Raw genomic sequence first — 22,685 nt, 5'->3', positions numbered from 1 at the left:
TTAGAAATAAGGTCGGTAGTTGAACGCAGGTTCGGCTACCGACCTTATTTTTTTGGGGCTTGGGCGGCGCCCAATTCGTTTAGAAAGTCCCGCACCAGTCCGAAAGCACCGGCAAAGCCGGCCAGCGACAGGGCTTCGGGCCGGTCGTTCACGTCGTGGTAGGCTGGGCTGCCGCCGCGGGTGTAGAGGAAAAAGGCCGGCACGCCCGCTTCAGAAAACGGGTGGTGGTCGGAGTTGGCGGCGCGGCCGCGGGCGCCTAGCGCAGGCAGGTAGTGGCGCGCTTCGTTGAGCTGCACGAGGCGCTGGTACGGGGCTTCCAGCACGCGGCCGTTTACCACGGTAGCGCCCTGCTCGCCGGTGCCCAGCAGGTCGAGGTTGACCAGGAATTTAATGCGGCTGAGCGGCACTAGCGGGTGCGCCACAAAGTAGCGGGAGCCCACCAGTCCAGCCTCCTCGGCCCCAAACAGCAGGAACACCACTGAGTAAGCGGGCCGGTTTTCGGGACGGGCGTAGTGGGCGGCCAGCTCTAGCAGCAGGGCCACGCCGCTGGCGTTGTCGTTGGCGCCGGGGAAGTAGGCGCGGCGGCCCATCGTGCCGAGGTGGTCGTAGTGGGCAGTGACCACCAGGAAAGAATCGGGCTGGGCGGTGCCTCGAATGACGGCGGCTAGGTTCTGGGTTTGGTAGTCGCGTTGGAGCTGGGCGTCTACCGAAAAGGTAACGGTTTGGCCCGCAAAGAATGGGAGAGGTACGGCATGGGGGGGTGTTTTTTCAAAGTGGTACACCAATGGGGTAAGGAGTTCCAACTCCACGCGTCGGCTCTGTTGGCTGGCAAGCGTTGCCGTTAGTTTGGGTACGCACTTCAGCCAAACCGCACACGAATCCACGTACTGCCGGACGTTGGCCGGCCAGTCGCGTAACTGCTCTGCGGTTCGTCCACTCAGCATGACTGCTTGGGTTCGGGCCGGGGTGCGCATTATGCTATCCAAGTAACGCGGCCGAGCGAGACAGGAGCTATCCAAGAAGAATACGGGCATTTTTCTCGCGCTCCCTCCACCAGAAGTAGCCGCCGCGATGTAATCGGAGCCGGGTGACCCAACTTTATATCTTGTGTATCTGTATTTTGTGTTTCCGGATGAATAGCCGGACGGAATCTGAAATTCAAGAGCAAGACGTTCCGGAAACGTATTCACGTCCAGCGCAAACGGCTGGGTGTAATCCGTAGACAGCGGCTCCAGCTTCAGCTCCCGCAGCCGCCCGCGCAGGTAGGCAGCCGCCTTGTGCTCGCCCTGCTGCACGTAGCCGCGGCCGTGCATCTCGCGGGAGGCCAGCCTGGCAATGGTGCGGCGCGCCCGGGGCAGGTCCTGCGCCTGGGCTGACTGTCCGGAAAGGCTAACCAATAGTGTGCTTGCCCAAAACATCGAAGACCGCGGCGGCGCACGGCGCGCCCGCCGGCGGGCCCACCACGTGGCCAGACCCACCGCCAGGGCGGCCCCAATGCCGTCGCTCAGCAGGTCGGTCCAGTCGCCCTGGCGGCCCAGGTGCATGGTATGCTGCAGGAGCTCAATCAGCCCGCCAAACAGGGTGCTGCCGACCAATACCACCGCGCCCGCGTGCCGGGCCACGCGCGGCCAGCGGCGCTGCCGCGACAGCGAAAACCAGCTGAGCCCCGCCAAAACCGCAAAAACGCCCGCATGGGCGGCTGTGTCGAACGACAGCAGCTCCCATACGGGCGTTTTTGGCATGTCCCGGGCGGGGGTCAGGGTGAGCAGCAACACCAGGCCGGCCCACCCCAGGGGCAGGGCGGCGTAGGCGCGGCGCAGCGCAGGCTTGCCGTGGGTGAGCATGGCGGTGGCAGATGGCCCGGCTGAAGGCGGCGGGCTAGGCGCCTACCAGCTCGCCGTAGGTTTCGGCGCTCAGCAGCTCTTCGAGCTCCTCGGGGTTGGCGATGGAGATTTTCACCATCCAGCCGTCGCCGTAGGGGTCGGAGTTCACGGTTTCGGGGGCGTCGGCCAGCTTGGAATTGATTTCCAGCACGGTGCCAGTGATGGGGCTGAACAGGTCAGAAACCGTTTTTACAGCCTCCACGGTGCCGAACACGTCGTGCTGAGCTACGTCCTTGTCAAGGGTGTCGATGTCGACGTACACAATGTCGCCGAGTTCTTTTTGAGCGTGGTCGGTGATGCCGATGTAGGCAACGTCGCCTTCAACGCGAATCCATTCGTGGTCTTTGGTGTAGTGGAGGGTTGCGGGCAAGTTCATACTAGCAAGGCGCTAAAGGGGTTGAGAAGATGGGAATACCAGAGGCGTAAAGCTACTGCGTCAAACTATAACGCAGCTGCACCCCGCCCTCGGTGGTGGCGTTGCGGAAGGCATTGCTGATACGGGGAGTGGTGATGGTCTGGCTGTAATACAACTGCAGGTTGAGGCGGGAGTTCAGCAAGTAGTCGATGGTGGGGCGCAGCTGGAAAGTTTTCGAGCCGTTGGTCACCTGGCCTTCGGCGCGGCCAGGGTTGGGGTCCACGTTCTGCGGGTTGCCAATATCTTCTACCCCCAAAATGCTGCGCTGCACCGTGATGTTGTCGCGAATGCTGAGGTCCATACGGGCGGTGAGGTTGTTTTTCAGCACGCGCTGCTCGCCCCGCACCTTGAAGGGCAGCTTGAAGCTGTTGGTGGCGTAGCCAAAGCCAATCACCATTTCGTTGGTGTAAAGCTCCGTTACCTGGGCGTTGGAGGTGTTCAGGACCACGGCGCGGTCGGTGCGATACTCGATGCGGCCCGTGGCGCGGCTCACCGTCTGGAAATTGACGCCGATGAGCGGAGAAAGCCGCTCCACAATGCTCACCTGCCCCAACACGTAGTAAGGAATATACTGCCCCGAGGCGTTCCGGATGTTGGGGAAGTCGCGGTCGGGGTTGAAGCTACTGGAGTTGTAGTTGGTGGCGGTGGCGTAGTTGTTCACGCTGTACACCGACGAGTACGCGTGGTTGAATGCGAAGGAAGTGAAGTACTTCTTTACGAAGGCCAGGTCCGAGAAGCCGTTGTACTGAATGGTCCAGTTGGGCAGCGGCAGTTTGGCGAAGGGGTCAAACTTCTTGGCCTCGTAGCCATCCGACGACCGGCCGTGGTAGGCGTCAATAAAGCTCTGAATCAGCACCTCCTGCGAGTTGTAGCCATACCCGCTTTCCGGGTCCACGCCGGCGGCGGGGTTTGCGATAGGGTTAGCGCGCGCCAGCCGTTCGCGCACAGTGGCGCGGTTGTTCACGAAGCGTTGGAAAGCCTTGGACGTCTCACCATTAGCGCCCAGGTCCCCAAACAAAGTTTGGATGGTAACCGTGGACGTGCTGAACGAGCCGGTGCCGAGCAGCGGGTTATTAGCCAGCCGGGTCAACCCCGTAACCGGGTCGCGGAAGGCAGTCAGCTTCACCGAATCGAGCTCGTTGCGGTAGTACACTTCCTGGTTGCGGGCCAGCTGCCGGCGCGCGTCCACCTGAATGTTGAAGCCCCGGAACGGCTCCAGCGCGGTGCGCAGCGTGAGCACCTCGGTGCGTAGCGAGCTAAACGCCGTGTTCAGGTACTGGCTGCTGTCGGTGTACCAGCCGTTGTCGCGCGAGCGTTCATACAGCGTGTTCAGCCCGTACTGCTTGCCCAGGATGAAGGGCACGCCCGGCGCCGTCAGGTCGTGGTCGAGGCCGAAGACGTAGGTTTTGGGCAGGTAGCCGGGCAGCAGCGTGCCGTTGGTGCGCACGTAGGTGAAGTTCAGCGAGCGGGCCGTCATCAGCGAGCGCAGCACGGCTTTCACGAAGCGGTTTGTCTCGCGCAGCGAATCCGGCAGGGCCTCGGCTTGCGGTCGTCCGCTTTCGAGCTCGGGACGGGTCGGCGCGGCCGAACGCGGGTTTTGGGGACGCGCGCCGGGCGGCGGGGCATTGTTGATGATGTTAAGAAACTTCACCTTGTTGTAGAGCTTCACCAGGTCGATGCGGCCGTTGGCGCTCAGCTCGGCGTTGTTCTGCGCGGTGTTGCCCAGCTTGAGCTCGTAGGTCAGCGTGTCCCGCGCCTCGTCGCCGGTGGGTACCGGGAACAGGGGTGCCCGCTGCGACGCCGACGACGCCTGCCAGGTGTAGCTGGCCGCGTAGCGGGTATCGGCGCTCAGCCAGTCGGTGAGCGGGAACTTGTCGAGCGGCAGGCGGTAGGTGAGCGCCGCCACTTGGTTGAAGTTGGTGGTGCGGCCGCCGCGCAACAGGTTTTCCTGGAGAAGGTTGCGGTTGCGAATGGCTTCGTCGCTGTTGCCGATGGTGCGGCCGCGGCCCTCGTCCACCACGCCGCGGTTGTTGGCAGTGTAGTCAAAAATCAGGCTTTTGGTCAGGTCCCACTTCAGGTCATAAATCCGGCTGATGAAGAAGGCCTTCTGGATAACCGGGGCAATGCCGTTGGCGCTGGGCAGGGTGCCGGGCTCCCGCACCCGCTGCAGAAACCGCTCGTTGTAGCGCCGGTCGATGTCGGTGCGGAACGAGAAGCGCGAGGGCAGCGGCGTGAAGTTTATCTCCTGGAAAATCTTCAGGTAAGGATTGTCCAGGGCCTTTATCTTGCTCAGGGGCGTATAGTTCTTGGGCGTAGTTTGGTACACGTAGGCGACGGCCCCGGTGTAGGCGCGGGAGTAGTCGCGGTCGGTGCGGATGTCGGTGTGCAGGCGCTCGGTGAGGGAGTAGCTCAGGGCCACGTTCTCAATGTCCCAGGGCTTGGGCGTGGCAATGGGCGCGCCGGGCTTGCCGGGGCCACGCTCCTTGCGCACGTTCAGCACCGCGATGCTGCGACTGGTGGTTTGGTCGATGACCTTCCGGCGATACTCGGCCTGCGTGGCCGCGTTTTCGGGCCCGGTGCCGTTGGTGAATTTCTGCAGGCTCTGGTCGAGCTTGGTGTCGGGGTCGAGCGGGTCGTAGAGGGGCGTGCGGCTTTCGTGGCCGAGCTGCAGCAGCACGGGCACGCGCAGCTGCAGGCGCTCGGGCAGGAACTTGTCGGCGGCCACGGTGGCCTGCACGTCGCCGCGGAACACGTCGTCAATCGAGCGCTGCTGCGCCTTGTCCTGCAAGCCGCCGAAGCCCACGCTGGTGAAGTTGCCGGTGGCCGTGACGTTGGCCACGTCGGCCATCTTCACGTTGAGGCGGGCGGTGGCGGCGTAGCCGGCCTGCTGCTCAAAGTCCGATACCCGGAGCTCATCGGCCCACAGGTTGGCCGTGATGGCGCTGGTGCTGGGGTCAATGCCGTCGGAAGTAGGGTTGAGAATGCCCAGCATCACGCCCTGCACCGCCGAAAAATCGGGGTTACCGACCACCGTAATGGTCGCGCCGTTGGCCAGCGTCTTGGTGTACGGAATCTGAAAGTTGTTGCCCGTCTGCTTGTTCCGCTCCGACTTGGCATCAATAAAGTCCTGAAACGCCACGTCGATGCGGTTGGCAACGGGCCATACCTGGTCGACGCCCGTGTCGCCGGGCCGGGTCATTTCGAGGGGCAGCGCGTACTGGTAATAGTTCTGGGTGTAGTCAGTGCCGATGCGCAGGAATGCCTGCACGTCGCGGCTGCTCACGTTCGGGTCGGGGCTGTCGCCGTGCAGGAACAGCTTCAGGCGCTTGTAGCGCAGCATGTTGATGGTGATGTTCTTATACGCTCCCTTGGCAAAGCCGTCGCGCAGGTTGGTCACGGACAGACGCAGGCTTTGCTCGTTTTGCAGGCGCGAGGTGGCGGTACTACCATACTCCCGGTCGCGCTGGATGCCGGGCGGCGACACGTAGGGAATCTTGCCCGTGCCCGTGGCCACGGCCAGGCCGTTTTCTTCCAGGCTCACCGTGGAAATGGTGAAGGCATCGGCGTCGGTGAGCGCGCCCACGGGCGGAATCGGCCCCTGGCGCGCGTCCACGATGCGGTAGATGAAGCGGCGCCACTGGTTGGCCACAAACTGCGGCTGCACCAGGCGCAGCACCACCGGCTGCTGCCAGCCGGTCATGTACATGCGCAGGAAGCGGATGTTCTTGAAGCCGAACTCCTGCGTGGCCCCGCGCAAGGTGTAGCCCTCCCGAATGGGAATGCGGAACTGGTACCACGTCACGGGCTCCCGGCTGGTCTGCTCGTTGTTGGTTGTTATTTTATCAATGATGAAGTTCTGGCCCACTTCCAGCCCACCCGGCCGCAGGCGCATGCGGTACTCGTAGTAGCGCTCCACTTCCTGCACCACGTTGTCGCGGTTCAGGTCTTCTTTGTCGGGGTAGGCCGTGGAGCTGAGCTGGCTGTTTTCGGGCGAGTTGTTCTCGTAGCCGTTGTAGTTTTTGTAGCGGCCCAGAATGCTGGCGTTGGCCTGGTCGTAGCTGGGGTCGAGGTGGTGACGGAAGTCGTCGGCCGAGGGGTCGGGCAGGTTCGCGTAGGCAGGACCGTATTGCGTTTGCACCCGCTCGGCGGCGTTGCTCACGCCGTCCAGGCCCACGTCCTGGCGCTGGCGGGCGCCCGGCGTGGCGTTGAAGGCATCGGTGAGGAACTGCTGGCTCGTCACGCGGCCATACACGGTGGGGCGGCTGTTGTTAGCTATTTCCTGGGGGTCGTCGGACGTAGGCAGGCCGTTCTCAAACTCGTGCTGGTTGCCGTCGCGCAGCACGTCCTCGTTCACGTTGCCCAGGTTGATGAGCAGGTCGCCGCCCGTGGTGTTGTTCACGGCCGGACTGACGCCGTCGTTCACTTTGCCGTTTTCGCCGCCCAGGAAAGGGTCCATCATCCAGAACTCCAGGTACTCGATGTTGGCGTTGTCGAAGTCGGTGTCGAAGGTAATGGCCCGGCTGATGCCGCCGTACTTGCCCTGCAAGCCCACGGCACTGGCTTCGGCGCCGGTAAAGGCCTGGCCGGACTGGTCAATGTTGGGATTGTAGTTGTACGGCCCCCGCTCGCCGGGGTAGTACGCCATGTCGAAGGTGTACTCGTAGCCGTTGCCGGTCGCGCCCAGGTCCTTGTTCGGGAACACCTCGTTGCGCTCGATGCCGCGGGTGTAATGGTTCTTCAAATCGGCGCCCGCAATATTTTTGGGCGCGTTCGAGCCGCCGGTGTAGTAGCTCTGGTCCACGGTGTACCAAGCCAGCTTGGCGCGCTGGTCGTTGTAGCGCAGGCCCGTCACGGTGGCCGGATTCGCGATGGGGAGCGGGGTAGACGCCAGGCGCCACGCCGGAATAGAAGCCAGGCCGCCCAGGGTGTAGGGCGTGCGCGCGTTTTCAAAGTCGTCGATGTACGACGCCCCGTCCTCGCCCCGGCCCAGCTTCGACTGGCCCGGCAGCAGCTTGGCAAATTCCCCGCTGAAGGAAATGGTCGATATTTCCTTGGTCGACAAAAAGGGCAGCATGTCGAGGTACTTGGTCAGCACCCGGCTGTCCTTCCGGATGCTGCCGTCGACGCCCACGATGCCGTTATTGGCCGGCTCGTCGCCGATGTTGACGCGGTTGATGCCCGGCGCCTGGTTTTCGAGCAGGTACAGGGCCGTGCCGCCCAGGTTCACGTCCTTGTTGAGGCGGTAGTCCAGCCGCGCGCCCAGCAGCCGCCGCGGCTGCACCTGCACCAGCGCGTTTTTTTCAAACTCCACCCGCAGCTCGTTGGCCGAGTTGAGGTAGGCGGGGTTGAGGATTTTTACCTTGGCCTGGTCGTAAAACACCTGGTAGTCCACGCCCTCAGTGAGCAGCGTGGAGCCCGAGCGCACCCGCACCGAACCCTGCGCGATGCCGATGCCCGGCAGGTTGATTTCGTCGGAGCCGGCGCCGCCCTGGAAGCGGCCACGCAGGAAGAACTTGTCCTTTTCCTGGCGCTGCTGGGCGTCGCTCTGCACCTGGTCGTACAGCTCCGAGTACACGTACTTGTCAATCAGCGCGGTTTCGGTGGGGTCGAACTGCGTGCGCAAAAACGAGCCGAACGGCTCCACGTTCGGGAAAATAACCCGGCCCAGCTCCGGGTCGATGGTGACGCCGGGGAAAAAGTCGAAGTTGCCGTCCGGGTTGCGGTCGTTATTGGGGTTCACGTTGTCGAGGTTGAGCACCTCAATCAGCGGGCGGTTGGCAATCTTGTTGCCTTCTTTCAGCGAAATCAAGTCCACGCCCGTCTCGTCGTCCTTGTAGATGAGCTGCAGCTGGAAGTTATCGCGCTGCAGCTGCGAGGCGTTCAGGGGATAGATGTTTTTCATCATCAAATCCCAGGTCGGCGTGTTGCGGTTGGCCAGGCCGGGGTTCAGCGGGTCGGGGAGCGGGGCGGGCAGCACGCCCACGCCGGGGTTGCTGGCGCGCAGCATTTTCAGAAACGCCACCTCATCGGGCTTCACGTTGGTGTAGTCCTCCGTCAGCTCGCCCACTTTGTAGGTTCTGCCGTTGTAGATGTACGTGTAGCCCACGCCCAGCACCTGGTCGGGCAGCAGGGCGGTGTTCAGGGAAAGGTACCCAAGCTGCGCGTTGAACGTGTACTCGCCGGGGCCGAGCTTGCGGGCCCGCACCCGCTCAAAGTCCACGTTTTTGGTCAGGGCCTGGGTGGTTTGCAAAACAGCATCTACGCCGAGGTTGTCGCGGGTGGCGCCTGGGCCGGTGAGCACGCTGTATTGGGCGTTCGCGGCGTTGTCGGCTGGTATCTGCGGGGTGGGATTGGTCCGCACGGCGTACTGCGGCCGGTAAATGCGGCGGGGCTCGCCCAGGTCCATGAGCGTCACCACGTTGCGCAGGGTTTCGGTGGTGCGGTTGTCGTTGGTCACGTACACATCCACGCGCGTGATGGTCACGCCGCTCTGGATGGTGGGCAGGTTGCGCAGGGCCTGGTCGTAGCGCTCCCGGAAAAAATGCGACAGGAAGAAGTGCCGGTCCCGCTCGTACTGGCTGGCCTTTATTTCGTACTGCCGGCTCTGGGCGCCGTTCTGGATGCGCACCTCGTCGGCGGTGCCGCGCACGGTGGCGGCCACAGCCGTCACGCCCAGCTTGCCGAACTGCAGCTGCGTTTTAATGCCGAACAGGTTTTGCCCGCCCTGCACCAGGGAGTTGGTGAGCGGCAGGCTCACGTTGCCCAGGTCCACCTTCTGCACAATGTCCGTCTCCTCGCCCGCGTAGTCGAACTTCATCTGATTGTCGAAGTCGAACGAGGCCTTGGTGTCGTAGTTAAACACCAGCTTGAGCTTGGTGCCAATGGCACCGGTCAGGTTCACGTTGATGTTCTGCTCAAACAGGAAGTCGCCCACGCTCTGCTGGCGCAGGGTCAGGGCGGGGTTCTCGTTTTTGTTGTGCCGCCAGCCAAACTTGAGCGCCACCGAGCCCGCGGGCCGAATGTCCACGTAGCTGCCGCCAAAAATGCGGTTGGCCACCGGGCCCAGATAAATTTTGGGAATCAGGCGCTGGGCCTGGGGCGTGCCGGCCTCCGCCGGGGTCCCCACTATGCCGCCGTTGGCCTTCTGGCGGTAGTAGTCCCGGATGGATTCGCGCTGCTGGTACTCGGCAAACTTCTCATAGGTGAGCACGCTGGGGTCGCGGTAGTCTATTTCGCTGCCCACTTTTTCCTGCACGTTCACCTGTTTCAGGCTGTCGTCCACCGTCACGTCGAGCTTCACATTACTGGGCAGCGGCAGCACCAGCGGCGACTGGCGGCGGCGCACCCCAAACGGGCTGCCGGGCCGGTCCTGGGGCCGCACCCGCGGCCGCCGGCTTGGCTTGTAGGGGCCCGTCGTGTCGGCCACGGGCCGCACGGGTTCGGGGGTATCGACGGCCAGCACGCGGCTGGCGTGCAACCACGCCGCGGCAAAGCGCGGCCGGGCCGTAGGGGCCGCCTGGGCCCACCACGTCAGCACCGACGCAACCACGATAACCGACGCAGGGAGTAACTTCTGGCCTAATTTCAATTGAGATAAGGAGGAAATAGCTATTAGCTGGCAGCTACTGGCTGTTGGCTGAAGGGTGTCGTGGGGTGCCTGGGCTCATTAATAAGGCACCAAAGCGGCACCGGCGCCTGGATTGCGTTGAGAGACCCCAAAGCGGCCAGCTAGTAGCTTATCTAGCTATTGGCTAACAGCTCAGAAACGTTCCGACTCAATGCGACTTCAAAGCAAATTTAATCAATTCCTCCACGCTCAGCTCCCCGCCGTGTTTGTGCTGAATTTGGTCCAGCTGCTTCTCGGCGGCGGCCCGCGCAAAGCCCAGGGTCACCAGGGCCTGCAACGCTTCGGCGCGGCGCGTATTGTGCTGGCGCGCCAGGGGCACGGTATCCACGCCGGCTTTGGCCAGCAGCTCGTCCTTGCGCAGCTTGTCCTGTAGGTCCAAAATCACGCGCTGGGCCGTTTTCGGGCCCACGCCTTTGATGCTCTGAATGGCCCGCACATTGCCGCTCACAATGGCCTCGCGGATTTCGCCCACGCTCATGCTGCTCACCATCACAATGCCCGTGCCCGGCCCGATGCCCGACACCGAAATCAGCAGCATAAACAGCGCCTTTTCGCTAGGGTCGAGGAAGCCGTAAAGCGTCTGGCCGTCTTCCTTGATGTGCTGGTAGGTGTAGATTTTGGTAGCCGCGCCCTCCGCCGGCAGCTTGGAGTAGGTGGCCAGCGAAATCCGGACTTCGTAGCCCACGCCGAGGATGTCGACAATGGCCTGGGTGGCGTCTTTGTAAGCGAGTTTACCGTCGAGGTAGGCAATCATGCAATAAATCTATAAAAGCGAAGCAAGGCCCGACCCACCAGGGAACAGGCAGCACTGAAACAGCGCCCGAAGTACAGCCAAAAAGCCGGAACCGGCTGACTTACTCAACAGCAGGCACGTCCGTTTCTATCCCAAATCTACTGGCTTTTCGGCCAAATAAATTGGCTGAAAAAAGGAAATATCGCCCCCGTGCGCTGGCACGAAGACGATATTTCCGGATAGGCTGGTTTGGCCATGGGCTTACCGTTGCTCTTTTGGAGTTATACTCCAGAAGTCAGGCTGTCGGAGATTTGCTGAGTTCGCGACGCCTGGGCAGCACCGTGCCGATGTATGCGGAGTTCTACTCCGCTCCGGTCAGCTTTCGGAGTACAACTCCAAAAAGCGCCGACAATTACTTTTTGGGTAGGTTTTTAAGCAATCCGGCGCTTAGGCCACAACTTTTTTGGCGGCAATGTAGTCGTTCACTACCTGCTCCAGAATCTCCAGGGGCAGGGCGCCGTTTTTTAGTACCACGTCGTGGAAGTCGCGCAGGTCGAACTTGGGTCCTAGTGCCTGTTTGGCCCGCTCGCGCAGCTCCAGAATCTTCAGCATGCCCACCTTGTAGGCGCAGGCCTGGCCGGGCATCACGATGTAGCGCTCCACTTCGGCCGTCACGTCCGACAGGGCCATGCCCGTGGTTTGGCGCAGGTAGCGGATGGCCTGCTCGCGGGTCCAGCGCTGGTCGTGCAGGCCGGTGTCCACCACCAGGCGGGCGGCGCGGAACAGCTCGGCCCGCAAGCCGCCCAGCTTGTCGTACGGGTCTTTTTCGAAGCCTAGCTCCGCCGCCACGCGTTCGGCATACAGGGCCCAGCCTTCGCTGTAAGCCGTGAAGGGAATCAGGGTACGGAACGTGGGCAGGCCCTTCAGCTCCTGCGCCACGCCTATCTGGAAGTGGTGGCCCGGAACGCCCTCGTGGTAGGCCAGCGTGCGCATGCCAAACCGGGGCGTGGCTTTCACGTCGTAGAGGTTGGCGTAGAATACCCCGGGGCGGGAGCCGTCGAGGGCGCGCCTTCGTAGTAGGCGCCGGCCGAAGTTTGCTGCTTGAACTCGGGCACCCGCCGCACCTCCAGCTTGGCCTTGGGCCGGATGCGGAAGGCGCTGCTCAAGCCTTTGTCTACCTCGGTGAGAATGGCGTTGTAATCGGCCAGAATCCGGGTGCGGCCCGTGTCGGTGTCGGAGTACAGGAAGCGGGCAGCTTCGCCCAGCCGGGCCATGGTGGGGCCCACACTGTCGGCCCCTGGCACCTGCTCCGCCTGCAGAATGGCCCGCATCTCGGCCGTAATACGGGCCACCTCCTGCAAGCCCAGCTGGTGAATTTGGGCCGCGCTGAGGGTGGTGGTGGTATTTGTGCGCAGGCAGTGGGCGTAGAATGCCTTGCCATCGGGGAATTTCCACACGCCCGCGTCGTTGGTGGAGCGGGGCCGCAGGGCCGTGAAGTAGGTTATCAGCTCCCGGTAGGCGGGGTACACGCTGGCCTCAATCTGCCGCTTGGCTTCGGCCAGTACCTCGGTTTGCGCTTTGGCATCAATTCCCTCGGCCTTTTTCAGCTTTTCAGCCAGCGAAGTGTACAGAATACTTTGCTCAGGCTGCTGGGCCACGAGGCCCGACATTTCGGCCAGCACCTTGTCAATCACAAACGTGGGCGGCACCACGCCGCGCTGCTCCCGGATTTTCAGGCCTTCCAGCACCTGCGCAAACTTCACCCGCACCGCCCCCAGCCGCTGGTTGTAGTAGTTGGCATCGCGGCGGTTGTGCACCTGGTGCACGTTGGCCATAAAAGCCGGAAAGTCATTCTGCACCCCAAACATCTGGTTGACGGGGTAATTGTCGTAGCGGAAGGCTTCCCCGGCGGCGGCGTTGGTCATGTACCAATCGAGCACCTGGTAGCTGAGGCGGTCCTGACCCCGCATGCCGGTGGTGTCGTAGCGGTGCAGCGTGGCCAGGTCGGTGCGCAGGCGGGCCAGCGTCTCGGTATCCTTGGCGTCGGAGGCGTCGTTCAGCTTCTGGTTGTGGCCCTGAATGCCGACGCCTTCGACCAGCCGCAGCCGCGAGAGCAGCTCCGGCGAGTCGAAGGCGACCTGGGCAAACACCCTCTCGTAAAACACCCGAATAAAGAAGGGCTTAAACCAGACAGTGTTTACCACCAACACGACTACAATCAGCAGCAGGATTGCCAATGTGCGCAGAACAATTTTCTTCATCCTGCAAAGTAGGCAATTCAAATCCTACTATACAACAATGCTACAACGCCTTGCTGCCCATTTGCGCGTCCACCACCGCAATGGCGGCCATGTTCACAATGTCGCGCACTGTGGCCCCGAGCTGCAGAATGTGCACCGGCTTGCGCATGCCCATGAGCACCGGCCCAATGGCCTCGGCCCCACCGATTTCCTGCAGCACCTTGTAGGCAATGTTGCCCGATTCTACATTGGGGAAAATCAGCGTGTTGGCCCCTTTCTCGGCCAGGGGTGAGAAGCCGTAGTGCTCCTGCAGCAGCTGCGGGCTCAGGGCTACGTTGGCCTGCATTTCGCCGTCGATGAGTAGGTCTGGGAAGCGGGCCTTGGCCAGTTCGGTGGCCCGGCGGGTTTTTTCGGGCAGCGGGCCGGCGTTGGAGCCGAAGTTGGAGTAGCTGATGACGGCCATGCGCGGCTCGGTGTCGAAAAACCGCACCGCCCGCGCCGTGAGGCCGATAATCTCCACCATTTCCTCGGCCGTGGGGTTGATGTTCACCGTGGTATCGGCGAAAAAGTACGGGCCTTTCTTGTGCTGGATGATGTACATGGAAGCCACGCGGCGCACGCCGTCCTCGGTGCCGATGACTTGCAGCGAGGGAATAATGCTTTTGCCATAGTCCTTGGTGAGGCCGGTGATGCAGGCATCGGCTTCGCCGGTTTCCACCATCATGGCGGCGTAGTAGTTGCGCTCACGCATTAGGCGGCGGCCTTCGTAGAGCGTCATGCCCCGGCGTTGCCGCTTCTCATACAGAAGGGACGCGTACTCGCTACGCTTCTCATCCTGCTTGAGAATGTTAATGATTTCGCAGCCTTCCAGGTCCAGGCTGTTGGCCCGGGCAATGGTTTCGATGACCTCCTGCGGCCCCAACAAAATGGGCGTACAAATGCCCTCGTCGCGCAAAATCTGAGCGGCTTTGAGAATTTTGTAGTTGTCGGCCTCCGCAAACACTACCCGCTTGGGGTTGGCCCGCGCGGCCGAGGTGATGCGGTTCATCAGCTTCTGGTTCACGCCGAGCCGGGCGCGGAGCTGGTCTTCGTAGGCCGTCCAGTCCGTGATGGGCAGGCGGGCCACGCCGCTTTCCATAGCCGCCCGCGCCACCGCCGGGCTGATGGTGGTGATGAGGCGCGGGTCAAGAGGCTTCGGAATCAAATACGTGGGGCCAAACGCCAGGGTGTTGTCGCCGTAGGCCTTGTTCACGATTTCGGGCACGGGCTCCTTGCTCAGCTCGGCCAGGGCGTGCACGGCGGCCAGCTTCATGGCCTCGTTTATTTCGGTGGCGCGCACGTCCAGCGCGCCCCGGAAAATGTAGGGAAAGCCCAGCACGTTGTTCACCTGGTTGGGGTGGTCCGAACGGCCGGTGGCCATAATAATGTCGTCGCGGGTGGCCATGGCCACTTGGTAGCTAATCTCGGGGTCAGGGTTGGCCAGGGCAAACACGATGGGGTTGGGGGCCATGCGCAGCAACAGGCCGGCGGGCAGCACGTTGGCCGCCGACAAACCCAGGAACACGTCGGCGCCGTCCATGGCATCGTCGAGGTTGTTGATGGCCCGGCTGGTGGCAAACTGCATTTGCAGCGGCGCCAAGTTGGTGCGCCGCTCGTGGATGAGGCCGTCCTTGTCGAACACCACCACGTTCTCCTTCTTCAAGCCCAGCGCCAGGTACAGCCGCAGGCACGACACGGCCGCGGCCCCGGCCCCGCTCACCACCACCTTGATTTCGTCGATTTTCTTGCCCACCACTTCCAGCGCGTTCAGCAGCGCGGCCGATGTGATGATGGCCGTGCCATGCTGGTCGTCGTGCATCAGCGGGATGTTCATCTTCTCCCGCAGCTCCGTCTCAATCCGGAAGCACTCCGGTGCCTTGATATCTTCCAGGTTGATGCCGCCAAACGTGGGCTCCAGCGCCTTTACGATGCGAATAAACTCGTCCGGGTCCTCGGCGTCAATCTCAATGTCGAAGCAGTCGATGCCCGCAAACTTTTTGAAAAGAACCCCTTTGCCTTCCATCACCGGCTTGCTGGCCGCCGGGCCAATGTTGCCCAGCCCCAGCACGGCCGTGCCGTTGGTAATCACGGCCACCAGGTTACCCTTGGCGGTATACTTGTACACGTCGTCGGGGTTTGCGGCAATGGCCTTGCACGGTTCGGCTACACCCGGCGAGTACGCCAGGGCCAGGTCAAGCTGCGTGCTCATGGGTTTGGTGGGCACCACTTCCAGCTTGCCCGCGGGCTCCTGGGAGTGGTAATTGAGGGCATCCTGTTGGTTTATTTTCAGCATCGGGACATTCAGAAAAAGAAACGGCCGCGCGGGCAGCGCGGCCGTGTAGGGCGAAATTAACGCGAAATGCGTAGCGCAGCCGCGTTTATTTTGTATTCAGCAGCAGGGCAGGCGCTTAGCTCTGGGGCACTAGCAGCTTCTGGCCCAGCTTCACCTCATCAGAAGTCAGGTTGTTGTACTCGCGCAGCAGCTGCACGCTCACCTTGAAGCGGCGTGAGATGTTGAACAGCGTATCGCCCGGCTGCACCAGGTGCACCTGTGGCTTCTCCAGCCGTTTCTCCAACGCAGGCCGGGGGGGGCTTGCGGCCGCCACTTTGCTGGCTATTCTGGCGGGCGGGCGCACGGCCTCCGGAGCCGCCTCGGCATCCGTGGGTTCCCCAAATACCAACCGCTGCCCGGCCTCCACTTTCTCGGAAGGGAGCTTGTTCCAAGCCACCAGCTGCGCCACGCTCACGTTGCGCTCGCGGGCCAGCTTGGTGAGGTTGTCGCCCTTGCGCACGGTGTAGGAAGCACCGTTTTGCTCAGTTGTTGTGGGTGCTCCTGCGGCCTCCCCGCTATCGGCAGCGGTAGCAGGTGCCGCCGCGGCTACAACAGCTCCCTCCTTGTCTTTCATAGGCGAGGCCCCGCGCTTGGCAGCAGCCCGGGCCTGCGCATCGACCGCGGCCTGCTTGATGGCTTGGCGCTGCTGCATGGCCACTAACCGAGCTTCCTGGGCCTTTTCCTGCCGGGCAATTTCCTGCAGCCGGGCTACTTCGCGGGCATTGGCTTCGGCCTGAACCTTGCGGGCCGCTGCCACTTCCGCCGACACGCCGCCCATCTGCCGCGCCGTCACCCCAACAACCGCTGGGACCACGGCTTCGAGCGGGGCCTTCGGGGCACGCAGGGCCGCTATGGGCACGGGCACGAACAGCACCAACTGTTTGCCTGGCTTCAGCGCCCGGCCTTTAGGCAGCTCGTTCCACCGGCGAATCTGGGCCTGGCTCACCTCAAACCGCTCCGCCAGGTCAGCCAGCGTTTCGCCCCGGCGTACTTTATGGGGCACGCGCCGGTACTTGGGCGCGGCGGCTTCCTCCGTTGCCCGGGGGCCTTCGGTAGCCGCCAGCAGCTGGCGGCTACCCCACGGTTCCATGCCATCCAGGCGCGGCGGCATAAAGGCCAGCGGCTGCGGCAGCGCGGCCGTGGGCTGGCAGTAGGCCAGCAGCGTGGCCCGGTCTACATCGCCGAGATGCACGGAAGCGGCCGCCGGGTACCGCACCACATACGGCCGGTAACCGGCGGGCAGGGCCGCACGCCGCAGCTCGGGGTTGAACTTGCTCAGGTACAGGGAGTCTTCGTAGCCGCAAGCCTGGCTCAGGCGCCGCAAATCGAAGGCCTGGCCGCGCACGCCCAGCGTGTCCATGGGCTCGGCGTACTGGTAGTTCAGGTTGGGAGTGCGCAGGCCGTGGGAGTCGGCGTACTTCATGCTGTACATGATGGCCGTGAAGGTGGGCACGTAGTTGCGCGTTTCGGCCGGCATGTGGGGATACAGGTCCCAGAAGGTTTTCTTACCGGTGCGGCGCATCACCCGCTGCACGCTGCCCGCGCCCCAGTTGTAGGCCGCCAGCACCAGCTCCCAGTCGTGAAACACGCCGTAGAGGTAGCGCAGGTGCTTACAGGCGGCTTCCGTGGCTTTTTCCGGCGCCATCCGCTCGTCTATCCATTCGTCGCGCTTCAGGCGCAGGTCGCCGGCCGTGGGGCCCATAAACTGCCAGAGGCCGGTGGCGCCCACCGGCGACTTCGCCGTGGGTATCAACGCCGATTCTACCACGGCCAGGTATTTCAGGTCGGTGGGCAGGTTGTATTGCTTAAGGTATTTCTCAAAAAGGGGGAAATACAGGTTTTCGCGTTCCAGCACCCGCTGCATGTAGCTGCGGTTACGGGCCGTAAACAGCGTGACGTAGGACATCACCGCGTTATTGAACTGGTGGGGCACGTCGGTTTCGAAACAGCTCACCCGGTCGCACACCAGGTCGCGCAGGGTGGGCGGGGTCCGCAGCCACTCCAGCCGGGCCGAGTCGATGGCCATGGGGTCCACGGGCACGGCCACCAGCGAGTCGGGCTGCAGCTCGAGGCGCACCCGCAAGGTGTCGCCCAACAGTGCTGGCATCGTGGAATTTGCGGGGGTCACAGCCCCCGACTTCGGTATCTGCTGGGCCTTCGTGTCTGTCGTTTTAAACAGCAGCCAAGGCAGCACCAGAGCCAGCAGCCAGCGGCTGCTCCGGATGGTTTTCACGCGCTTAATCCCTTGCTTCATAGCACTAAGATAGGGCAAGGGTAAAGAACTTGTATAAGTGCGGGCTTACAAATTCTCACATTTTATTGGGACAGCTAAGCTACCAATCCTTGAAAGCATAGATTAGGAGCGAGTCTCAACGGCAGGATGTACGAAAACCGGCTCGAGCTTAGCAGCCGGTGAGCAGGCTAAATAGGAGGCGAGAATCACGAGTAGAGCACCTAAGTTGCTTTTCTTTTTTTTGTGATATTTCTCACCTACACCGCGCCACACTTCAATGACCTCACCATTCAATTGACTGCCGTAAATTTTACTACTGCCATTTTTCTTACTCGCCCTTCGTGAACACCACTTATATAGAAAAGGAGTACATTTAAGCCTGTCTTAACACTTTTGCTATTCACCCCCAGAAACCAACAGAGGCTCTGTAATATTATGAAAATTGGAAAAGTTCTACTGCCTGCCGTTAGCATCCTGCTCTTTTCCTTTGCGGTAAGTGGCTGCAAAAAGTGCAAAGGCGAAGAGCCGCGTGCGCGCATCACAAACAACGGCACCCAAAAAGCCAGTGTCCAGGTCAAAACCTCTGGTGGGAACACCGTCAATATCAATAACGTCGACCCGGGCACATCGTCGGCGTATGCCAACTACGCGCCCGGGCAGGTCACCTTCACGATTACCGTAAACAACACCAACTACGTTAAAACCACGGACATCAGCACTTGCTACCAGTACGATATTAGTATCGACCGCAGCAATGTCATCACCGTGAGCGGAACAGACCGCAACGACTAAAAACCCAGGGCTTCGGCTTGTCCTACGCCACCACTTCTTCCGTGAGCACACCGGCAAAGGCCAGCAACTCGGCCTCCCGGAAAGCGCCGGCCATCACCTGCAAGCCGATGGGCAGGCCGGCCGCGTCCTCCCCTACCGGGACCGAAATGGCAGGCACGCCGGCCAAGGAGGCCTGCACCGTGAAAATGTCGGCCAGGTACATGGAAACCGGGTCCTGCTTCTCGCCTATTTTGAAGGCCGTGGTGGGCGTGGTGGGCAGCACCAGGAAGTCGTACTGGCGCAGTAGCTCGTCGGTTTTTTCCTTAATAAGCCGGCGCACGCGCTGGGCTTTGGTGTAGTAAGCGTCGTAGTAGTTGGCGCTGAGCACGAAGGTGCCGAGCAGGATGCGGCGCTGCACTTCGGCCCCAAAGCCCTGGGCGCGGCTCTTCTTGTAGAGGGACTCCAGGTCAGTGGCGTCTGGGGCCCGGTAACCGTACTTCACCCCGTCGAAGCGGCCCAGGTTGGAGCTGGCTTCGGCCGTGGTGAGGATGTAGTAGGTCGGAATCATGAAGTCCAGGTACGGGAACTCCACGGCTTCCACTACGTGACCCTGGCCGCGCAGTGTATCCAGTTGAGTTTCCAGCGCTGTTTTTATCTCCGGGTTCAGGCCCGCGTTGTCAATGGCATCGGCAATATAGCCGATGCGGTAGTGCGGCGCAGGCGTGAGCTGCTGGCTGTAGGCGGGCACCTCGCGCTGGCTGGCGGTACTGTCCATGCCATCGGGGCCGGCCATTACTTCTAGCAGCAGCGCGGCATCCTGCACCGAGCGGGTGATGGGCCCAATCTGGTCAAACGACGACGCGAACGCCACCAAGCCGTACCGCGAAATGCGCGAGTACGTGGGTTTCAAGCCAATCACGCCACAGAAAGCCGCCGGCTGGCGCACCGAGCCGCCCGTGTCGGAGCCAATGGAGGCCAGGCACATATCGGCCTGCACGGCCACCGCCGAGCCGCCCGACGAGCCACCGGGCACGCGCTCGGGGTCGGCGGCGTTGCGGGAAGGGCCGAAATAAGACGTTTCATTCGAGCCGCCCATGGCAAACTCGTCGCAGTTCTGGCGGCCGATGAGAATGGCATCGGCATCAAGCAGGCGCTGCACGGCCGTGCCGGTAAACAGCGACTTGAAGCCGTCGAGCATCAGGCTGCTGCTTTGCAGGGAGTGTCCGGCGTAGGCCAGCACGTCTTTCAGGCCGATGACCATGCCGGCCAGAGGGCCGGCCGTGCCAGCAGTCAGCTTGGCGTCCACGGCGTCGGCCTGGGCGCGGGCCTCGTCGGGCCACACCTCCAAAAAGGCGTTGAGCGTGGGATTCTGGCGCTCGATGTTGCCCAGATAATACTCAACGAGCTGCCGGCAGGACGTGGTGCCTGCCGCCAGCTCGTTGCAAACTTCGGATAAAGAATGAAAACGCTTCAAACTACTTGCAGATTAGGTGGCCGGTCAGGCGTTAGACGTTGGGATTCGGCGAGGCCGGGATGTAGGGCTGGCGGGGCTGGGTGCCATCAGGCGCCAAGTTGGGCGGCAAGGTGGGCGCAACGGGCAGCTCAGCTCCGGGCGTAGCGCCTTCGGCCTTTTGCTCGTGCGAGTAGTCGGCATCAGCCGTGGGGAAGGCCGAGGCCGTGGCCGGAGACGCCCAGGGGTCGAAGCCGGAGCCGGTTTCGGCTGTGGGGGCAGTGTAAGGGCTGGGCGTGTCGTAGGCAGTTGGCTGCGGCGGCGCGTAGTTCTGGGGAGCGGGCTGGCCGGCCTGCTCAAATTCTTTGCGGATTTCCGTGCTGGCGTCCTTGAACTCACGAATGCCTTTGCCGAGGCCCCGGGCTAGTTCCGGAATCTTGTTGGCACCAAAGAAAATGAGAATAACGACCATGATGAGCATAAGCTCAGAACCGCCGACATCGCCCAGGAAGAGAATAAAAGGAATTTGCATAACTCAGAAAAGCGCTACTGGCGCGGCTGGGTGGTGGGGTCGTTGGGATTGTACACGGGGGGTACTTGCTGCTGGTAGCCCTGCTGCGGCGCATTAGGCTGCTGGTAGCCTTGCTGCTGCGGCGCGTTTGGCTGCTGCTGCTGCTGCTGATAGCTCTGTTGCTGATAGCCCTGCTGCTGGTAAGGCGGCTGCACGGGAGGAGCCATGGGCTGGTCGCGGTACTGCGGCTGCTCGGTTTCTGCCACCTTACTGGCGTCCTTAAACTCGCGGATGCCCTGGCCCATGCCCTTGAACAGGTCGGGAATACGCTTGGCACCAAACAACAAAACGATAGCAAATACGATAAGCAGGATTTCGGTGGTGCCGAAGTTGCCGATTAGAAACAAGGGATGATGCATGAGAAGACGGGCGCCTGGGCCCAGTTGGGATGATAAAAGAGGATATACGCAGTTCAACACCTTTTGGAGTCCCAAAGATACCAGATATTGAAGTTTGGTGCATTAATGCCAGTCCTTTGCAGGGGAATACGGTTATTTAGTCGTGCCACAACCGGGGTTGAGCCGAATTGCGTGAATTACTCATCTACAGACAGATTAGCTTTGTCAGACGGCATCCATCGTACAGACTGCTTTATTTACGAAATGCCCTCGCCCCTACTATTTTCGATACGTTTTGAAAGCTCCCAAACGCGCTACCCCTGCTGATTCTGCCCTGCGTCAGGTAAACGAGCCCGAGCGTTTGGAGGCCCTGCAAAGCTACCAAGTGCTCGACACCGACCCGGAGCAGGTATTTACCGACATCGCGCAGCTTGCCGCCTTCATTTGCGGCACGCCCATGTCGCTGGTTTCACTTATCGATGGCGAACGGCAGTGGTTCAAGGCCCGGGTGGGGCTCGATGCGCAGGAAATGCCCCGGGAGCACGCATTTTGTCAGTACGCCATGCGCTCGGCCGACGTGTACGAAGTGCAGGACGCCACCGCCGACCGGCGGTTTGCCGGGAATCCGCTCGTCACCGGCGAACCCAACATCCGTTTTTACGCCGGCGCGCCGCTACTCTCGCCCGAAGGCCAGCCCCTGGGCACGCTCTGCACCCTCGACACCGTGCCCCGTGAGCTCACCGAAGACCAGCGCGAGGCCCTGCGCATCCTGGCCCGCCAGGTCATGGCCCACCTAGACCTGCGCCGCACCCGCCTGCAGCTCGACGACGAGCGCCAGAAGCTCGACGGCGTGCTGCGCATGGCCAACAACACCGGCGATGCCCTGTACGCGAACAACCGCACCGAAATCTTTGTAAAGCAAGACCAGCGCCTGGTCCGCATCGCTACCGCCGACCTGCAGTACGTGGAGGCCATGGGCGACTACGTGAACCTGCACACCACGCGCGAGCGGTTCACGGTGTACGGCACCATGAAGGACCTCGAAACCAAGCTGCCAGTTCGGGACTTTGCCCGCGTGCACCGCAAGTACATTGTGCGGCTGGACCGCATCGTGGCCATCGAAGCCGATGCGGCCCTGCTCGACGGCATGCGCGATGCCGTGCTGAGCCGCGGGCCGGTGCGGGTCCCCATCGGGAGTTCATACAAAGCGGGCTTGCTGGGAAGGCTGAATTTGGTGTAGCGCACTGGGCTGCCACTGCTTCCTTGCATGCAGCCAGCCCGGGCCTCCATTCGCCGTGAAAACGGTACTATTCGCCGAGATACCGGGGCATTGCCCTGCCGAATGCCCCACCTTTGAATCGGTTATCGATTGCAGCAGGCTAGTAGCCGCTGCTGCTGACGACTAAGTTTGTTTTCATAGCTCGGAAAGACCCGCACCTTTGGCGCGGGTTTTTTTTTGAGCAAAAACTATTCTTATGAGCCCGGGCCCAGCGGCTACTACATTCAGCCGCCGGTTTTAGGCCTAGCGGCTCCCCAGCCAGCTTTGCGGGTTGAGATTGGAAGAGTTATGCCACACCTGAAACTGCACTTCGGAGGTGCCTTCGGCGTCGGTGGCCACCGTGCCAATGACTTCCCTGGCGCTCACGCGCTGGCCTTCGCGCACCGTCACGGACCGTAGCTTGGCGTACACCGTGAAGAAGTCGCCGTGCTGAATCATGACGATGGTGTTCATGCCCGCAATGTTGGCAATGGTGAGCACCTTGCCGTCGAAGCAGGAGCGCACCGATTCGCCGGCGCCGGTCTGAATGTCGATGCCGCGGTTTTCCACGGTCACGTTGCGCAGCACTGGGTGCGGGTGCCGTCCAAAGCGCTGGCTGATAAAGCCCCGGCTCACGGGCCAGGGCAGGCGGCCTTTGTTGCCGGAGAAGGAGGACGAGAGCAGCGCCGATTCGGGGGTGAGGGCAATGCGCACGGCGCGGCGGTCGGCGGCGGCTTCGGCGGCGGTTTCGGGCGCGTCGTTTTCGGGGGCGGCCGTGGCGTCATCGGCGTCGCT

Annotated in this window: 12 protein-coding genes and 1 pseudogene; 2 read left to right on the top strand and 11 right to left on the bottom strand. The window is 62.1% G+C overall.

The genetic code is table 11. From position 1 onward, the window contains the following. Nucleotides 1-44 precede the first annotated feature (44 nt). From BEN47_RS12410 to BEN47_RS12380, 7 genes and pseudogenes are all read right to left on the bottom strand, one after another. Nucleotides 45-1,844 carry a M28 family peptidase gene (locus BEN47_RS12410; RefSeq protein WP_083322380.1) on the bottom strand — a complete coding sequence of 600 codons (1,800 nt, stop codon included), beginning with the start codon at nucleotides 1,842-1,844 and terminating at the stop codon, nucleotides 45-47. A 34-nt stretch (nucleotides 1,845-1,878) separates the two neighbouring features. Beyond that, nucleotides 1,879-2,259 (bottom strand): glycine cleavage system protein GcvH, encoded by a 381-nt coding sequence (gcvH, locus tag BEN47_RS12405; protein WP_070728725.1) that lies wholly within the window; start codon nucleotides 2,257-2,259, stop codon nucleotides 1,879-1,881. A 52-nt stretch (nucleotides 2,260-2,311) separates the two neighbouring features. After that, nucleotides 2,312-9,886, bottom strand: a complete 7,575-nt coding sequence (gene sov, locus BEN47_RS12400) for a T9SS outer membrane translocon Sov/SprA (RefSeq protein ID WP_239691587.1) — start codon at nucleotides 9,884-9,886, stop codon at nucleotides 2,312-2,314. 187 nt (nucleotides 9,887-10,073) lie between these two features. Beyond that, nucleotides 10,074-10,679, bottom strand: a complete 606-nt coding sequence (gene ruvA, locus BEN47_RS12395) for a Holliday junction branch migration protein RuvA (RefSeq protein ID WP_070728724.1) — start codon at nucleotides 10,677-10,679, stop codon at nucleotides 10,074-10,076. A 426-nt stretch (nucleotides 10,680-11,105) separates the two neighbouring features. Further along, nucleotides 11,106-12,919 (bottom strand): annotated as a pseudogene (locus BEN47_RS22115) (DUF885 domain-containing protein). Between the two features lie 40 nt (nucleotides 12,920-12,959). Continuing rightward, nucleotides 12,960-15,230 carry an NADP-dependent malic enzyme gene (locus tag BEN47_RS12385; protein WP_193427146.1) on the bottom strand — a complete coding sequence of 757 codons (2,271 nt, stop codon included), beginning with the start codon at nucleotides 15,228-15,230 and terminating at the stop codon, nucleotides 12,960-12,962. A gap of 115 nt (nucleotides 15,231-15,345) precedes the next feature. Beyond that, nucleotides 15,346-17,523 (bottom strand): LysM peptidoglycan-binding domain-containing protein, encoded by a 2,178-nt coding sequence (locus BEN47_RS12380; protein WP_070728723.1) that lies wholly within the window; start codon nucleotides 17,521-17,523, stop codon nucleotides 15,346-15,348. 414 nt (nucleotides 17,524-17,937) lie between these two features. On the opposite strand from BEN47_RS12380, the gene BEN47_RS12375 reads away from it, so the two are divergent. Continuing rightward, nucleotides 17,938-18,294: a hypothetical protein gene (locus tag BEN47_RS12375; protein ID WP_070728722.1), complete on the top strand. Its 357-nt coding sequence runs from the start codon at nucleotides 17,938-17,940 to the stop codon at nucleotides 18,292-18,294. A gap of 22 nt (nucleotides 18,295-18,316) precedes the next feature. Here BEN47_RS12375 and gatA read toward each other — a convergent pair whose 3' ends face one another. The 3 genes from gatA to BEN47_RS22500 are packed head-to-tail and all read right to left on the bottom strand — an operon-like array spanning nucleotide 18,317 to nucleotide 20,653. Continuing rightward, nucleotides 18,317-19,747, bottom strand: a complete 1,431-nt coding sequence (gene gatA, locus BEN47_RS12370; RefSeq protein WP_070728721.1) for an Asp-tRNA(Asn)/Glu-tRNA(Gln) amidotransferase subunit GatA — start codon at nucleotides 19,745-19,747, stop codon at nucleotides 18,317-18,319. A gap of 31 nt (nucleotides 19,748-19,778) precedes the next feature. Beyond that, nucleotides 19,779-20,255 carry a twin-arginine translocase TatA/TatE family subunit gene (gene tatA, locus BEN47_RS22685; RefSeq protein ID WP_083322379.1) on the bottom strand — a complete coding sequence of 159 codons (477 nt, stop codon included), beginning with the start codon at nucleotides 20,253-20,255 and terminating at the stop codon, nucleotides 19,779-19,781. Between the two features lie 14 nt (nucleotides 20,256-20,269). Beyond that, nucleotides 20,270-20,653, bottom strand: a complete 384-nt coding sequence (locus BEN47_RS22500) for a Sec-independent protein translocase subunit TatA/TatB (RefSeq protein WP_083322378.1) — start codon at nucleotides 20,651-20,653, stop codon at nucleotides 20,270-20,272. A gap of 274 nt (nucleotides 20,654-20,927) precedes the next feature. Here BEN47_RS22500 and BEN47_RS12355 point away from each other — a divergent pair, with 274 nt between their 5' ends. Then, complete coding sequence (locus tag BEN47_RS12355; RefSeq protein ID WP_070728720.1) at nucleotides 20,928-21,872, top strand: GAF domain-containing DNA-binding protein; 945 nt, start codon at nucleotides 20,928-20,930, stop codon at nucleotides 21,870-21,872. 282 nt (nucleotides 21,873-22,154) lie between these two features. On the opposite strand, the gene BEN47_RS12350 is transcribed toward BEN47_RS12355, so the two are convergent. After that, nucleotides 22,155-22,685 (bottom strand): murein hydrolase activator EnvC family protein (locus BEN47_RS12350; RefSeq protein WP_139147372.1); only part of this gene is annotated, 531 nt, incomplete at its 5' end.

This window comes from Hymenobacter lapidarius, assembly GCF_001816145.1.
In the GTDB taxonomy this organism is placed as follows: domain Bacteria; phylum Bacteroidota; class Bacteroidia; order Cytophagales; family Hymenobacteraceae; genus Hymenobacter; species Hymenobacter lapidarius.
This window is presented reverse-complemented; position numbering and strand designations above follow the sequence as displayed.

Excerpts from the sequence above, each read along its gene's own strand:
- tatA (WP_083322379.1), bottom strand. The coding sequence starts at position 20,255 with ATGCAAATTCCTTTTATTCTCTTCCTGGGCGATGTCGGCGGTTCTGAG.
- BEN47_RS12410 (WP_083322380.1), bottom strand. The coding sequence starts at position 1,844 with ATGCTCACCCACGGCAAGCCTGCGCTGCGCCGCGCCTACGCCGCCCTG.
- ruvA (WP_070728724.1), bottom strand. The coding sequence starts at position 10,679 with ATGATTGCCTACCTCGACGGTAAACTCGCTTACAAAGACGCCACCCAG.
- BEN47_RS12375 (WP_070728722.1), top strand. The coding sequence starts at position 17,938 with ATGAAAATTGGAAAAGTTCTACTGCCTGCCGTTAGCATCCTGCTCTTT.
- BEN47_RS12380 (WP_070728723.1), bottom strand. The coding sequence starts at position 17,523 with ATGAAGCAAGGGATTAAGCGCGTGAAAACCATCCGGAGCAGCCGCTGG.
- BEN47_RS22500 (WP_083322378.1), bottom strand. The coding sequence starts at position 20,653 with ATGCATCATCCCTTGTTTCTAATCGGCAACTTCGGCACCACCGAAATC.
- gcvH (WP_070728725.1), bottom strand. The coding sequence starts at position 2,259 with ATGAACTTGCCCGCAACCCTCCACTACACCAAAGACCACGAATGGATT.
- BEN47_RS12385 (WP_193427146.1), bottom strand. The coding sequence starts at position 15,230 with ATGCTGAAAATAAACCAACAGGATGCCCTCAATTACCACTCCCAGGAG.